Annotated in this window: 11 protein-coding genes and 1 tRNA gene; 8 read left to right on the top strand and 4 right to left on the bottom strand. The window is 61.6% G+C overall.

Annotated features, from left to right (window positions below; all coding sequences use genetic code 11):
* The first annotated feature begins 43 nt into the window (after positions 1-43).
* From fdnG to nrfD, 3 genes are read left to right on the top strand one after another with little or no spacing between them, the layout of a single operon-like run.
* The gene (gene fdnG / locus ACP8KU_RS07190; RefSeq protein WP_484483526.1) at positions 44-3319 is read left to right on the top strand and encodes a formate dehydrogenase-N subunit alpha; all 3276 of its coding nucleotides are present in this window, start codon (positions 44-46) and stop codon (positions 3317-3319) included.
* On the top strand, positions 3320-4378 hold the full coding sequence (locus ACP8KU_RS07185; protein WP_005280072.1) for a 4Fe-4S dicluster domain-containing protein: 1059 nt from the start codon (positions 3320-3322) through the stop codon (positions 4376-4378). It begins immediately after the preceding gene.
* Entirely contained in the window at positions 4375-5490 is a 1116-nt protein-coding gene (gene nrfD / locus ACP8KU_RS07180; RefSeq protein ID WP_284611070.1) for an NrfD/PsrC family molybdoenzyme membrane anchor subunit, read from the top strand. Before ACP8KU_RS07185 ends, nrfD begins: the two co-directional genes overlap by 4 nt.
* A 15-nt stretch (positions 5491-5505) precedes the next feature.
* Here nrfD and ACP8KU_RS07175 read toward each other — a convergent pair whose 3' ends face one another.
* Together ACP8KU_RS07175 and selD are read right to left on the bottom strand one after the other, a co-directional pair.
* Positions 5506-6087, bottom strand: coding sequence for a hypothetical protein (locus ACP8KU_RS07175; protein ID WP_284810114.1), 582 nt, complete (start codon positions 6085-6087; stop codon positions 5506-5508).
* 1 nt (position 6088) lies between these two features.
* The gene (gene selD / locus ACP8KU_RS07170; protein ID WP_284644287.1) at positions 6089-7078 is read right to left on the bottom strand and encodes a selenide, water dikinase SelD; all 990 of its coding nucleotides are present in this window, start codon (positions 7076-7078) and stop codon (positions 6089-6091) included.
* A gap of 76 nt (positions 7079-7154) precedes the next feature.
* Between selD and ACP8KU_RS07165 the strand changes: the two genes are divergently transcribed.
* From ACP8KU_RS07165 to selB, 3 genes are all read left to right on the top strand, one after another.
* Positions 7155-7249, top strand: a tRNA-Sec gene (locus tag ACP8KU_RS07165).
* 23 nt (positions 7250-7272) lie between these two features.
* Positions 7273-8601, top strand: a complete 1329-nt coding sequence (gene selA / locus ACP8KU_RS07160) for an L-seryl-tRNA(Sec) selenium transferase (RefSeq protein ID WP_484483525.1) — start codon at positions 7273-7275, stop codon at positions 8599-8601.
* Positions 8602-10386 (top strand): selenocysteine-specific translation elongation factor, encoded by a 1785-nt coding sequence (selB, locus tag ACP8KU_RS07155; RefSeq protein WP_484483524.1) that lies wholly within the window; start codon positions 8602-8604, stop codon positions 10384-10386.
* Between the two features lie 15 nt (positions 10387-10401).
* Here selB and ACP8KU_RS07150 read toward each other — a convergent pair whose 3' ends face one another.
* Positions 10402-11541: a hypothetical protein gene (locus ACP8KU_RS07150; RefSeq protein WP_023017714.1), complete on the bottom strand. Its 1140-nt coding sequence runs from the start codon at positions 11539-11541 to the stop codon at positions 10402-10404.
* Between the two features lie 250 nt (positions 11542-11791).
* Between ACP8KU_RS07150 and ACP8KU_RS07145 the strand changes: the two genes are divergently transcribed.
* Together ACP8KU_RS07145 and zupT are read left to right on the top strand one after the other, a co-directional pair.
* Positions 11792-13708 carry a BCCT family transporter gene (locus ACP8KU_RS07145; RefSeq protein ID WP_431603707.1) on the top strand — a complete coding sequence of 639 codons (1917 nt, stop codon included), beginning with the start codon at positions 11792-11794 and terminating at the stop codon, positions 13706-13708.
* Between the two features lie 35 nt (positions 13709-13743).
* The gene (gene zupT / locus ACP8KU_RS07140) at positions 13744-14541 is read left to right on the top strand and encodes a zinc transporter ZupT (RefSeq protein WP_005280080.1); all 798 of its coding nucleotides are present in this window, start codon (positions 13744-13746) and stop codon (positions 14539-14541) included.
* A 3-nt stretch (positions 14542-14544) separates the two neighbouring features.
* On the opposite strand, the gene ACP8KU_RS07135 is transcribed toward zupT, so the two are convergent.
* Entirely contained in the window at positions 14545-15486 is a 942-nt protein-coding gene (locus ACP8KU_RS07135) for a DUF808 domain-containing protein (protein WP_023028611.1), read from the bottom strand.
* Position 15487: the final 1 nt, after the last annotated feature.

Raw genomic sequence — 15487 nt, 5'->3', positions numbered from 1 at the left:
ACCTTGCTAGAGAAATTTTCCGCCCAAATATAGATTTAAAGTCATGTCTCGCTTAAGTCCTCTCAACTGGCCGGTGGTGCGCCAGCTGCGTAGCGGCGATCCCTTTGGCAGGGATATCAATACGCAATCAACCAAGAGTAAGGAAAAGCACGGGCGCACGGTGGAAGCTGACCGCGTGGTGCAATCCGTGTGCCCATATTGCGCGGTAGGTTGTGCCCAGCGCGTATACGTTAAAGATGACCGGGTCATCCAGATTGAGGGCGATCCAGATTCGCCGATTTCGCGCGGACGTTTGTGCCCCAAGGGCTCGGCGTCGGAGCAGTTGGTCAACTCCGCAACGCGATTGACCAAGATTAAGTACCGTGCCCCGCGCTCTACCGAGTGGCAGGAGCTGGATGAAGACACCGCGATGGAGATGATCGCGGATCGCTTTTTGGAAGCGCGCCGGAATGGTTGGCAAGACACCGATGATTCGGGGCGGACGTTGAACCGCACGCTGGGTGTCGCTGGCCTTGGTGGTGCGACCTTGGATAATGAGGAAAACTACCTCATTAAGAAGCTTTTTACCGCTGCCGGTGCGGTGCAGCTCGAAAACCAAGCGCGCATATGACACTCCGCCACAGTTCCTAGTTTAGGAACTTCGTTTGGCCGCGGCGGCGCGACCCAACCGCTGCAGGATATGGCGAATGCTGATTGCATCGTCATCGAGGGTTCGAATATGGCTGAATGCCACCCGGTGGGATTCCAGTGGGTCGTGGAAGCCAAAAAGCGTGGTGCCCGCATTATTCACGTGGATCCGCGGTATACGCGTACCTCTGCGTTTGCTAACCGCCACATTGGCATTCGCGGCGGTACCGACGTGGTGTTGTTGGGCGCTGTTATCAACTACATGCTCCAAAATGAGCTGTATTTCCGCGATTATGTGGTCGCGTATACCAATGCGCCGATGATCATCTCGGAGGATTACCAAGACACCGAGGAATTGGACGGACTGTTTTCTGGCTATGACCCGGAAACCGGCACGTACGTGACCGATTCGTGGCAATACGTGCAAAAACCGGAAGGTTCCTCCTGGAATGTCGAGCGCGATGACACCCTGGAGCATCCGAATTCGGTTTTCCAGATTCTCAAGCGCCATTATGCGCGTTATACCCCTGAGCTGGTAGAAGAAACCTGCGGCATCGCGCAGGAAGACTTCTACTACCTGGCGGATTCCATTGCGCAGAATTCTGATCCGGAACACACCACGTGTTTCGCCTATGCGTTGGGCTTTACCCAGCACACCTTGGGCGCGCAGTTCATCCGTACCGCTGCCATTTTGCAGCTTTTGATGGGCAATGTGGGCCGACCGGGCTCGGGAATCATGGCCCTGCGCGGGCATGCCTCCATTCAGGGTTCCACCGATATCCCGACCCTTTTCCACTCCCTGCCTGGCTACCTGCCCATGCCGAGCGTGGAAAAGCAGACGTGGCCGGAATTTGTGGATGAGATCCGGGATGAGTCCCAAAAGGGCTTCTGGCAGATTGGCGAGAATTACGCAGTGTCCTTGATGAAGTCCTACTGGGGAGATGCGGCTACCAAGGAAAATAACTGGGGCTATGACCTCATGCCGCGCATTTCCGGCGCGCATTCTACCTATGAAACCCTGCAGGCCATGCTCAATGGTCGGGTAGATGGCTACTTCGTCTTCGGCCAAAACCCGGCGGTGGCGCAGTCCAATGGCGGCATGCAGCGCCGCGGTTTGGCGTCGCTGAAGTGGCTGGTCGTACGCGATTTCCAGGAAATCGAAACCGCATCGTTCTGGAAGGATGCGCCGGAGATTAAAAACGGCGAGCTGAAGACCGAAGACATCGAAACCGAGGTCTTCCTAATGCCCGCAGCCACCCACGTGGAAAAGGCCGGTACCTTTACTCAGACCCAACGTATGCTGCAGTGGCGCTTCCAAGCGGCACCGCCGCCAGGCGATGCCAAGAGCGATCTGTGGTTCTTCTACCAGCTGGGTAAAAAGCTGAAGGAACGCCTGCGCGATTCCACCGATCCGCGCGATCTCCCGCTCCAGAAGGTGACGTGGGATTACGTGGAAAATGAGGAAGGCGAGCCGAACTCGGAGGACGTCCTCAAAGAGATCAACGGCTACTACCTGGATGGTCCCAAGAAGGGCGAGCTTTTGCCCACCTTCGTAGAGATGAAGAATGACGGCACGACCTCCGGCGGCTGCTGGATCTACACCGGCGTGTACAAGGATGGCGTCAACCAGTCCGCACGCAAGGTCCCGGGCTCGGAGCAGAACGAGGTCGCGCCCGAGTGGGGCTGGGTCTGGCCTGCTAACCGCCGCATTTTGTACAACCGCGCTTCGGCGAAGCCGGATGGCACCCCGTGGTCCGAGCGCAAGAAGTACGTGTGGTGGGACGAGGCCCAGGGCAAGTGGGTAGGCGATGACGTCCCTGACTTCCCGGTGACGAAGTCGCCGGAGTACAAGGCTCCTGCCGATGCCGTCGGTCCCGACGCCCTCGATGGCACGGACGCCTTCATCATGCAGGCGGACGGTCGCGGTTGGCTCTTTGCGCCTTCCGGGCTTTCCGATGGCCCTTTGCCCACCCACTATGAGCCGCAGGAGTCCCCGGTGACCAATGTGCTGTATAAGCAGCAGCAATCGCCGACGCGCTTGACCATCAAGCGCCCGGATAACCTGCAGCGCCCAGAACCGGGCATGCCCGGTGCGGAAGTGTTCCCGTTCGTATTTTCTACTTACCGCCTCACGGAGATGTACACCTCGGGTGCGATGTCGCGCCGCCTGCCCTATCTGGCGGAGCTGCAGCCGGGCCTATTCTGCGAGGTGGATAAGGACTTGGCCGCAAAGCGCGGCTTGGAAAATGGCGAGTGGGCAACGATTATCTCGCCGCGCGGTGTGATTGAGGCGCAGGTCTTGGTTACCGATCGCATGCAGATGCTGAAGATCAATGGGGAAGAATTCCACCAGATTGGCCTGCCCTTCCACTACGGCGAGTCCGAGACCACCGCTGTGGCCGGTGACGGCGCTAACGATCTCTTGGGCCTGACCCTCGAGCCGAATGTGTTTATTCAGAACTCAAAGATCGGTGCCTGCGATATCCAGCCGGGCCGCCGGCCAAGGGGAGAAGGCCGCTTGAAGCTACTCAAGCAGTATCAGGAGCGGGCGCAGTTGAGCGTGGATTCCGGCAATGATTTGTTGTCGGTCCCTGACTCGTTTACCTATAACCGCGAGCCCGAAAAGCATGGCCAGCCTGGGGCGGAAAGTAGTGACGGCGAGACGGCAAGTAAAGGCGAAGAAGGTAAGTAAATGACTAATCTACTGACCGAGGACGCGGGCCGGCACGGCTATGATTCCTACCGCCGCATGGCCTTTTTCACCGATACGTCCGTGTGCATCGGCTGCAAGGCCTGCGAGGTGGCGTGCAAGGAATGGAACCGCAACCCGGTAGAGGGATATGACGTCACCGGTGATTCCTATGACAACACCGGTGCCTTGGGCGCTAATACGTGGCGCCACGTGGCCTTTGTGGAACAAAACAATGACCGCATCGAAAAGGCTCGTGAAGAGGGAAAACAGCTTATTTCCCTGGGCATGCCCACCATCGGTGGAAAGCCTGACGAGGTCGATACCACTCCGCCTGATACGGATACGTTCCGGTGGTTGATGTCCTCGGACGTCTGCAAGCACTGCACGCATGCAGGGTGTCTGGACGTGTGCCCCACGGGCGCGCTCTTCCGCACAGAGTTTGGCACCGTGGTCGTCCAAGATGATGTGTGCAATGGTTGCGGAACCTGCGTGGCGGGTTGTCCCTTCGGCGTCATCGAACGCCGCGATGACGGCGGGGTGTCGTTGAAATACGATAAGACCGCGACGGTGGATTATCAGGATAATTCGCATGCCGGCATCAACGTGCTCAAGAAGCTCAAGCAGCGCAAACCCCAAGGCACTGACCATACGCCGGGCGAGGCGATGCCGATTAAGAATGTGGGCGTCGCCCAGAAGTGCACCATGTGCTATGACCGCCTGAAACAGGGCGAGCAACCGGCCTGTTCCAAGACGTGTCCCACGGATTCCATCCAGTTCGGTACCTATGAGGACATGCTGGCCGCGGCGAAGGATCGCGTGCGCGTCCTGCACGAACAGGGCATAACGGAGGCGCGGCTCTACGGCGCCAATGATAACGATGGCGTGGGCGGAACCGGCTCTATCTTCTTATTGCTAGATTCGCCAGAGGTCTATGGCCTGCCGCCGGATCCGCGCGTGCCCACCGCGGATTTGCCGAGCATGTATAAGACCGCGGCCAAGGCCATCGGCGGGATGGCGCTGGCCGTGGCGGGTTCCTTTTTGATTGGAGGGCGCAAATGAGCGGTTTTGATGAGTACCGGCCACCGCAGCCGGAGCGGCCGAATCGCTACCGCAACTTCGATGGGCCGAAGCGCAAGAAGAAGCGCAAGCGCCCGGGTGCGGGTGCGCAGGATGGCTCCAAAGAGGAGCGGATGGCAGAAGACTTCGAGTTTTCTTCCTATTACGGCAGGCCGGTAGTTAAGGCCCCGCCGTGGGAGTGGCCCATCGGTGGGTATTTCTTCTTGGGCGGTATTGCCGGCGGTTCGGGTCTTCTCGCCACCGGTGCACAGGCGGCGGGCAATGCGCCATTGCGCCGGACCACGCGGGTAGCGGCCTTTGGCGCGGCGGCCGCCGGATCGGTCTTTTTGATTTTGGACCTAGGCCGGCCGGAACGCGCGTTGAATATGTTCCGCGTCTTCAAGGTGACCTCGCCGATGTCTCTCGGATCGTGGTTACTCGCGGGCTTTTCCACCGCGGCGGCCATTCCTGCCGTGATAGAGATAGATGACGCGACCAAGCGGAAGCTGCCGCTGCCGAAGTGGCTGCGCGCGAGCCTAGGCAAGGCCGCGACTTCGGCCGGGGTGATAACCGGCGTGCTCGGCGGCCCGTTGGCCGGATATACGGCGGTGTTGCTGTCCAATACGTCCAACCCGGTATGGAATGACATGAAGCGGCACCTGCCCTATGTCTTTGTATCCTCTGCCTCGGCAGCGGCCTCCGGCCTGGCCATGGTCACCACCCCGGTGAAACACGCCGGGCCTGCCCGGGCCTTGGGCATGGCGGCTGCGGCCAGCGATATCGCGGCGACGAAGGTATTAGAAAACAATATGGAGCCGGAGCCGCGCGAGGAATTGCACCACGGCGCACCGGGGAAGCTCATGCGCGCCTCGGAGTACCTGATTGCCGCTGGCGGCGTGGGCAGCGCGGTGGCGGCGGCAACGAAGTCCCGCGCCGTGTCTGTGGCTTCGGGCCTGGCCTTGCTTGCTGGTTCTGCGTGCACGCGCTTTGGTGTGCTCAACGCTGGCTTGGAGGCGGTGAAGAACCCGGCCACCACGATGGGGCCGCAAAAACGCCGTGCGGAGCGGCGCCGGCGCGAGCAAGGGCTTGCCACCGACGTGCTCAGCGCAGGCTAGCGAGGGCTAGCTAGTTTAGTCGAGGTTGGCGAAGGAATCGGCAAGCTCTTCGCCGATCTCCTGCATGCGCGATTGCTCCGCCTCCAAGGACTCGGAATCGCGGTGGAGATAGTAGTTCACCGCAGCGTCATGCACCGTGGTCACGCAGGTGGTTGAGACGGCATCCTCTATCTCCCAGGCCGAGCAATAAAAATGCCGGTCCGCGGCGGTGAAATCGAACGGCTTGTACTCATTTCCCACGCGGCCTTGGGCGGCATTTTGCTTATCGATGTCCTCATTGACCAGCTCCAAGTAGCGCTCCGCCGCCGCATCTGGGTCATCGGGGCATACGGCCTCATTATCGGACTCGTATTTCGTGCCCAGCACGCTAATCTTTTCCGGCGAATCGCCGCCATAGAGCACGGAAAAGGAGTCATCCTCATCGCTGGTGGAATCGGGATCCTGGTTAGCGCCGATCAGGGTGTCTGGCAATGACGTGCGCAGTTCCGATAATTCGATGGGCGAGCAACCGCGGTTGGTGCTCTCGTCAGCGCAGGCGACAAGGCTCGCACCGAGGGCGAGGGTGGCAAGGGGCAGGCTAAAAATGCGGTGATTCATCTTAGGAAATGGTGATATAGGAATCGTCAGAAAGCGGTGTCGTGCGACCAATAACGGGGTAGCCCGGGACCTCGCCGATGATGAGGAGGCCGCCGGAGGTTTGGGCATCGGCAAGCAGCACTAGCTCTTCCTCCGTAAGGGAGGAGGGCTGCAGGTGCGGGCGCACCCAATCCAGGTTGCGGCGCGAACCGCCCGGGATAAAGCCTTCCGCGAGGGCATCGGTGGCGCCGTCCACGGTGGGGACCGCGGAAAAGTCCAGCTCAGCCGATACGCCAGAGGCGCGGCACATCTTGTACAGGTGGCCCAATAACCCGAAGCCGGTGACATCGGTGGCCGCGCGCGCACCTGCGGCGACCGCATCCTGGGCGGCCTGGCGGTTGAGCGCGGTCATGGAATCGATGGCGGCCTGGGATACCTCGCCGGTGGCCTTGTGTTTATTATTCAAAATGCCCACGCCGATGGGCTTGGTCAGCGTAATGGGCAGGCCGGCCTCCGCGGCATCGTTGCGCATGAGTTTTTCGGGATCAACGATGCCCGTCGCCGCCATGCCGTACAAGGGCTCCGGGGCGGTAATGGAGTGGCCGCCGGTAATGGAAATGCCTGCCTCGGTGGCCTTATCCATGCCGCCGCGCAGCACCTCGCGCAGGACGTCCAAGCCAAGCTTCTCATTGGGCCAGCCCACGAGGTTGATGGCGGTAATGGGGGTGCCACCCATGGCGTAAACATCAGATAGCGCATTGGCCGCGGCAATCTGGCCCCAGGTATAGGGATCATTGACCATGGGGGTGAAAAAGTCCGCGGTAGAAATCACGGCGACGCCGTTGTCGATCTTGACCGCTGCGGCGTCATCGCCATCGTCGAGGCCGACCAAGACGTTGGGATCGGCCTTGCCGATGAGCCCTTCTACTGCGGATTCCAATTGACCGGCGGGAATCTTGCAGGCGCAGCCGCCACCTGCGGCGAAAGAGGTTAAGTTAATCTGCTCCGTCATGGTGGTCATTTTACCCGCCGGAAAGTGGTGGGGCGGCGACGGTGGGGTGCGCGCGGGATCTGTAAAGTAGCCAGGCGGAGGCGTACGTGTCCTGGTGGGCGCCCCGGTCTTCAAAACCGGTGAGGCCGAGCATCTCGGTCTGGCAGGTTCGATTCCTGTCCGTCTCCGCCAAAAGCGCGCAAGGAGGAAAACGAGTGCCGAGTCATAACGCTGGTCGCCCCGCGAATAATGCCCGTGATCCCCGCCGGAATTTACCCCGCATGGATGAGCTATTGCGGCTCCCCGCGGTAGAGCGCGCACGGGAGATATTCGCTGAACACGCCATCCGCGCCACGATTAGGGCCGTGCTCTCTGCCGCCCGCCGCGGGGACGTGCCCGTTGCCAGCGTGGAGGAAGAAATAGCGCTAAGGCTGGCTGACCACAGCACCCATTCCTTGCAGCCGGTCATCAATGCCACCGGCGTCATCATCCATACAAACTTGGGCCGCGCCCCGCTGCCTGCGGCCGCGATCGACGCGCTGCAGGACGCGGCCGGATATACCGACGTGGAAATGGACTTAGACACCGGGCGGCGCTCGTCCCGGCGCGGTGCCGGTGCCACCCAGGCCCTATTGGCGGCGTGCCCCGGCGCGGAGGATGCGCTGCTGGTCAATAACGGTGCGGCGGCCTTATTGCTGGCCACGGCCGCGCTGGCCCCGGGCAAGGAGGTCATCATCTCGCGCGGCGAGCTCATTGAAATTGGCGCGGGGTTTCGCCTGCCGGAACTTATTGAATCCACCGCGACGCGGCTGCGCGAGGTGGGTGCGACCAACCGGACGCACCTCCACGATTATGAAGCCGCGCTGGGGGAGGAGACCGGCGCGATTTTGAAGGTGCACCCGTCCAATTTTCGGATTGAGGGGTTTAGCTCCTCTGTGGGCGTGGGCGAGCTGGCGCGCCTGGCGAAGAAACAAGGCACGAACCTTATTGTGGATCTCGGCTCGGGCTTGCTTACCCACGATCCGGTGCTGCCAGATGAGCCCGATATTCACGCGCAGCTGAAAGCCGGGGCGGATATCGTCATCGCCTCGGGCGATAAGCTTTTGGGCGGGCCGCAGGCCGGCATCTTATTGGGCACTAAGGACGCGATTGCGGCGGTGAAAAAGCACCCGCTGGCGCGGGCGGTGCGCATAGATAAGCTGCGGCTCAATGCCTTAGAGGCAGCGATCACGACGCCTGCCAATGCGGTGAATCAGGCCCTCCACCTTGACCCGGCGCGCCACCGCGCGCGCACCGAGGCCATCGCCGCGGCGGTGGGTGGCGAGGTTGTTGAGCATGCTGGCCGCGTGGGCGGGGGAGGAGCCCCCGAGTACCCGCTGCCCGGCGTAGCGGTATCCCTGCCGGAGGAACTTGCGCCAAAACTGCGCCAGCACACCCCGCCGGTGGTGGCGCGCCAGCACCAAGGCCGCTGCCTCATTGACGTGCGCTGCGTGCCCGAGTCCCAGGACGAGGTGCTCATCGCGGCCATTCGGGCGGTGATGTAGGTGTACGTTATCGCGACCGCCGGACACGTGGATCACGGCAAGTCCAGCCTGGTGCGCGCCCTCACAGACATGGATCCGGATAGGTGGGCCGAGGAAAAACGCCGCGGGCTGACCATTGACCTGGGCTTTGTCTGGACGGCGCTGCCCTCGGGTGCGGACGTGGCCTTTGTCGACGTCCCCGGCCACGAAAAGTTCTTTGGCAATATGCTCGCCGGGGTGGGCCCAGCCTCCGTGGTGCTCTTTGTCGTTGCCGCGGATGAGGGCTGGCAGGCCCAATCCACCGACCATCGCGACGCGCTGCACGCGCTGGGCATCGAGCACGGCATCATCGCCTTGACCCGCAGCGACCGCGCCGATGATAAGCGCCGCGCGGAGGTCACCGCCCAGGTGTGCATGCAGTTTTCTGCCACCCCGCTTGCCGATGCCCCCATCATCCCCGTCTCCTCCCACACCGGCGAGGGCCTGGCGGAACTGGGCGCGGCGCTCGATGACTTGGTGGCCCGCGTGCCCGCACCCGACACAGACGCCCCGGTGCGGCTGTGGATCGATCGCGCTTTTAGCGTCAAGGGCGCGGGAACCGTGGTGACCGGGACGCTGAGTGCTGGCACGCTGCGCACCGGCGATGCCCTGGTGCTTTCCACCGTGGCAGGGGACAAGCGCGTGGAGATTCGCGGCTTGCATAGCGAAAATACCGCGCAGGAATCCTTGGGCCCCGTAACACGTGCCGCGGTCAACCTGCGCGGGGTCGATGCCGCCGATATCCACCGCGGTGATCTGCTGCTTACCCCAGGTGCGTGGCGCGGTGTCGATATCGTGGACGTCCACCGCACTTTTGGCACCGCGCTTGATGAACTACCCGATAACCTCGTGGTCCACTGCGGCACCGCCGGGATAGAAGCGCACCTGCGGCCGTTGTCAGCGGATTTTGCCCGCCTGCGCCTATCGCGCGCTATGCCGCTGGTCATCCTGGATCGCCTAGTCGTCCGCAGCCCCGGCGGCCGACATGTTAGCGCCGGCGTGGAGGTCATCGACGTGCGCCCGCCGGAGCTAGACCGCCGCGGCGCCGCCCGCAAGCGTGCCGAGGCATTGGCGGAGCACACCTCTTTCCGCAATCCTTCCTCCTACCTGCAGCGCGCGGGCTATGCCCGGCGCGCGGACCTGGAACTCGATGGTTATGACACCGATGCCACGCCGCCGGGCATCATTAACTTCCAACAGTGGTGGATTGCCGCCCGCCAGGTAACGCGCTGGAAAGAAGCGCTGACTACCGCGCTGCAGGAACACGCCGCGGCCAACCCGCTCGCACCCGGCATGCCGCGCAATGCGGCACTCGATGCCTTGGGCCTTAAGGAAGAAGGGCTGCTGCGCCTAGCGGTAGCCGCTGCGCACGCTGAAGAATCCGAAGGCTTAATCCGGCTGCCTGGCCACACCGTAGATCTCGGCGCCGCCGAGCCCGCCGTGGCCGAATTGGAACGCAGGTTAGAAACTGAACCCTTTGCCGCGCCGGAGGCACACGAGCTTAAAGAGCTGGGGCTGAGCGAAAAAGAACTGGCCGCCGCCGAGCGCGCTGGGCGCCTGCTACGTCTGAAAGATGGCATCATCCTCCTGCCGGACGCCCCAGACAAGGCACGGGAGCACCTCTCACAACTCGAACAGCCCTTTACCTTGTCCGCCGCGCGCCAAGTGCTGGGGACCACCCGCCGGGTGGCTATCCCACTGCTGGAATACCTCGATGCCCAAGGCATTACCCGCCGTGGCGAGGGTGGCAAGCGCACACTGCGCTAAGCAAACGCGGCCGACTTATTTGCGGTGGTTTCCGCCGCGCGGGCGGGACTGTTCGCGCGCCACGCGCCGGGCGCGCACGCGGGCGGATTCGGAAGAAAAGCGGCCCGGTTCCTCCGCGACGGGAAGTGCGCGCCAGCTCAGGTTCTGTGAGCCCGGCATGGACGAGACCAAGTCGGCCAAGCCGCTGCTAGCGGGCGGTGCCGCAGCCTGGTCGCCCTCGTGGGCACGAGGCGTGGTCGGGGCAGCGTCGTTCTCTGGAGCAGCGCTGGGCATTGCGGGCGACGCTTCGGCCGAGCCCAGATCCTTGTTGGCACTCGGGCTGACTGGGCACCGGAAGCCGGCGGGAAGATCGCCTGCAATGTCGGCGGACTCCAGCGCGAACTCCCACCCCTCGGGCTGGGCTGGGGTGGTAGGGCGGGATGTGGTGGTGCTGGGAAGCGCGGTGCGGCCAGACGGCACCCGCAGGGGTGGTACCGCCGGGGAGAATAATTCGGTATCTGTGGCATCCTCTGCGGGGATATCGACCGCGATCATCCCGCCGCCGCTATAGGCACGGGCTGCCAACACAGTACCGGCTTCTTGTGCCGCCGCATACGCTGCGCGCAGACCCGGCAACTGGCTTAACACGCCGCACGGGCCGACCACAGTATCGCCACACGAGGCCACGACGGCGTCATCGATGACCTTGAGCGTGACAAAGAATTGCTGCGTTTCAAGGTGAGATAGCTGCTCATCGGTCAGATCGCCTGCCGCAGAATCGATGACCGCACCGTGACCGCCGGCAAGAAGCGCCGATTCGGCCGGCTGGTCATTGACCGGTACCATCCACGGCCACAGCCCGAGGGAGACGGCGACCTCGAGTTCGCCGTCAACGATGCCGACCGTGGCTACCGTCTGCGGAGTGGCCTGCGATGCCTTCAATCGGTGTAGGTCCGGGTATTCGGCTGCCTCTACCTCGTCGAGGAACCCGATGAAACCAAATTCCGAACGCACCCGCCAGCCGTTGGAGTAGGTATCGGGCTCTAGAGAGACATCGATAAGAGCAGGCTGACTACCCACGCCAGGAATGCTCAGCACCGTGCCGGAGATGACATGTTCCAGGATGGCGACGTGTTCGACGCCGAAGTAGCTGGTCGCAAGCGGGTAGGGCACCATAGGAAAAGTAACTCCAAAGCGTTAAAGCGGGGCGTAACGTACGGATCTCATTTTACGCATGTGGGGGTAAAACAGCGCTTAGTCGGTGGTTTTAGCCAATGTTCGTTAACGTATTAATGATCCCCTCAAGTTGAAAAGTGCATAACGAAATAGGAGTAGGGCTTTGTCGTCTAATTCATCGCCCCGGCCCGATAACGGAACCACCAGTGGGCTGGAAAACGTTAATAATACGGAAGAAAGCCAAAAGCGCGTGCGCGGCGCCAAGCGCATCCTGCACGACATCATCTACCCGCACAATATTCACCCCGCCTTGGTCCCTGGCGTATCCATTGAGGACCAAAAGGTTAAATACAGCGTGGATAAGACCATCTTGAGCGTTGTCGGTGGGCTCGTCATCGCCTTCGTGGTGTGGGGAGTGCTCGCCCCCGAACAGGTTTTTAATACCTCCTCTACGGCCCTGGACTGGGTTATGCGCAACCTAGGCTGGATCTTTACGGCGCTGGCCACCTTCCTGATGTTCCTGCTGTTGATCCTGGCCTTTTCCAAGTACGGGAAAATCCCACTCGGCGTGGATGGCGAAAAGCCGGAGTTTTCCACGATCAGTTGGGCCGCCATGCTCTTTGGCGCGGGCATCGGCATCGGGCTTATCTTCTTCGGCCCCTACGAACCGCTTACCCATTATCTCTCGCCGCGCCCTGGTGCCTATGAGGCCGCCAGCGATGAAGCGGTGCTCGGCGCGCTGGCCCAATCGGCCATGCACTGGGGCCTTAATGCGTGGGCTATCTATGCTATCGTCGGGCTGTGCGTGGCCTATGTGTCCTTCCGCCGCGGGCGCGTACCCCTGATGAGCTCTATCTTGATGCCGCTTTTTGGCAACCGCTCCACCGATTCCACACCGGCGCGCATTATCGATGGCCTGGCTATCATCGCCACCCTCTTTGGTACCGCGGCTACTTTGGGCATTGGCGCGCTGCAGATCGGCCGCGGCGTGGAAATCGTCAGTGGCTGGTCCACCGCCGGCAATACCGCGGCGTTGGTCATCATCATTGTGCTGTCCATCGGCACCATCTTTTCCGCCGTGTCTGGTGTGGCTAAGGGCGTGCGGTGGCTATCCAATATCAACCTGGCATTGGCGCTAGGCATCGCCATCTTCTTCTTCGTCATCGGACCGACTGCCTTGCTGGCCAATATGATGCCCGCAGTCATCATCGAGTACCTCGATAACACCCCTGAAATGTTGTCCGCCAACATGGGCGAAGGCGAAGATATGGTCTCCTTCCTATCCTCGTGGACCACGTTCTACTGGGCGTGGTGGGTATCCTGGTCGCCGTTTGTCGGCGTATTCGTGGCCAAGATTTCCCGCGGTCGCACCATCCGCCAATTCGTCCTTGGCGTGCTGTTTATTCCTTCTGCCATCATCATCGCCGCATTCACCATCTTGGGTGGCACCACCATTTGGCTGCAGCGCCGCGATGGCGATATCGCCCCCGATGGCACCATCGATTCCATGCCGGCGGCCGAAGACATCTTCTTCAACGTCTTGGACCATTTCCCCGGATCCAATTGGATGGCCCCACTGGTCATCGTCATGCTCGTGGTATTTTTCATCACCACTGCGGACTCAGCCTCGCTGGTCAATTCCCAGCTCACCCAGCGCGGCAACCCACAGCCGAAGCCCTTGGTCACCGTCTTTTGGGTGATCTGCATGGCGGGCATCGCCGTGGTTATCCTCATGTCCGGCGGCAAAAACGCGCTGCAAGGCCTGCAAAACCTCATCACCATTACGGCGCTTCCCTTTGCCGTCATCATCGTGTTGATGTGCATTGCCCTGATTAGGGAACTGCGCCACGATCCGGCCTCCATCCGCCACTATTACGAGCACCAGGCCGTGTCCAATGCGGTCATCCACGGCGTGCGCGAATACGGCGATAACTTTGCCCTGTCGATCGAGCCCACTGCGGGAGACTCCGATTACGCCACCGGCGGCGAATTTGATTCCACCGCCGCAGAGGTCACTGAGTGGTACGCGCGCACCGATGAGGAGGGCCATGCTATCGGTTACGACTACGAAGCCGGCCGCTACGTGGATGATGATCCTTCGGTGGCCGATGGCGAGTTCGTCTCTGGCTCCACCGATGACGATGCACAGACTCCGCCCGCTCATTAAGGCTCGATAAGTTTAGTTAGGTACAGTCACAGACCATGACCTTGTCCACGTTCGCCTTCGCCTTTGGATTGGTCCTGCTCTCGGGCCTGTCCACCTCCATCGGCGGGGCGCTGGCGGTGGGAAAGCGCCAGCCAGGGCCCGCATTTATGGCCGCGGCCCTGGGCCTTTCGGCGGGTGTGATGCTCTATGTTTCCTTCATGGAAATCCTGCCGGAAGGCATAGAGCAGCTTGGCGATGCCCTCGGGGGCGAAAAGCCTGGCACCTGGGCCGCGGTAGGGGCCTTCTTTGCCGGTATTGCGGTCATCGCGATTATTGACCGGATGGTGCCAGAAGAAATTAACCCGCACGAACCGGGCACGACGGAAGAAGACGCCCGCCGGGGCAGGTTGATGAAGACGGGCGTATTTACCGCAGTAGCGCTGGGCTTACACAATTTCCCGGAGGGCTTTGCCACCTTCTTATCCGGCCTGGAGTCCAAGGAGATTGCGGTGCCGGTGGCCGTGGCGATTGCCATTCACAATATCCCGGAAGGCATCGCCGTCGCAGTGCCGCTGCGGGAGGCGACCGGCTCGCGCAAGAAGGCCTTCTGGTGGGCCACGCTTTCCGGACTGGCTGAACCACTCGGCGCGCTCATCGGTTTTGGCCTGCTCATGCCGGTATTGGGGCCGGCCACCATGGGCATTAGCTTTGCCGCCGTGGCAGGAGTCATGGTGTTTATTTCCCTCGATGAGCTGCTTCCCACCGCGGAAGAAACTGGCGAGCACCACTACGCCATCTACGGCCTTATTGCCGGCATGGCCATTATGGCGGTATCGCTCATGCTGTTTATGTAATTCTTAGTGTTGCGCTGCCGAGGTGGCAGACGGCGAGCCGGTTGAGGCCTTGACGGCTATGACGATGCTGGCGATGACAAGGCCGAGGATGAGCCCGCACACCATGGACAGGCCGGTTTCGGCCAGCCAGCTCAGCGCGTCATTGTGGATATGTTCAGTGGCGGCCTCGATAAACCCGTGCGGCTGGTCCACCCCGAATTCATGCAGGCCCGTGGTGACGATATGCCCGCCTACCCACAACATGGCGGCGGTACCGATAATGCCGATGATATCGAGCACGATGGGCATGCCCTTGACCAGGGCATTGCCAAGAAGAGAGTTGCCATCGCGGCGCTGGGTTAAGGCAAGTCCGATGTCATCCATCTTGACCAGCAGCCCCACGGCGCCGTAGACGCCCAGGGTCAAGATTATGCCGACGGCAATGAGCGCGCCGAGGCGCAGCCAGAAGGGCTGATCGATGACCTCATTTAAGGAAATCACCATGATTTCAGCGGACAGGATGAGATCGGTGGTGATGGCGGATTTCACCAGGCTATCTTCGGCCTCGGGGCCCTTGTGCTGGACGGTATCGGTGGCATCGCTTGGGCTGGAGTGGAAGAAGGAGAGGATCTTTTCCGCGCCTTCGAAACACAAATAGGTACCGCCGCACATCAAGATGGGTGTCAGCGCCCACGGCGCGATCCAGGACAGGATCATCGCAATAGGCAAGATGATGACGAGCTTATTGATGAGCGAGCCCTTGGTGATGCGCCAGATCATTGGCAGCTCACGCTGCGGTTTGATGCCCTCGACGTATTGCGGGGTCACCGCGGCATCATCGACGACGACGCCGATGGCCTTCATGGAGGTCTTGCCGCCTAGGGCGGCCACATCGTCGACGCTGGAGGCGGCGGCGCGGGCGATTAAGGAGACATCGTCAAGCAGGGCGAAAAGGCCACCGGCCATG

The organism is Corynebacterium sp. LaCa_282, from assembly GCF_057198125.1.
This window is presented reverse-complemented; position numbering and strand designations above follow the sequence as displayed.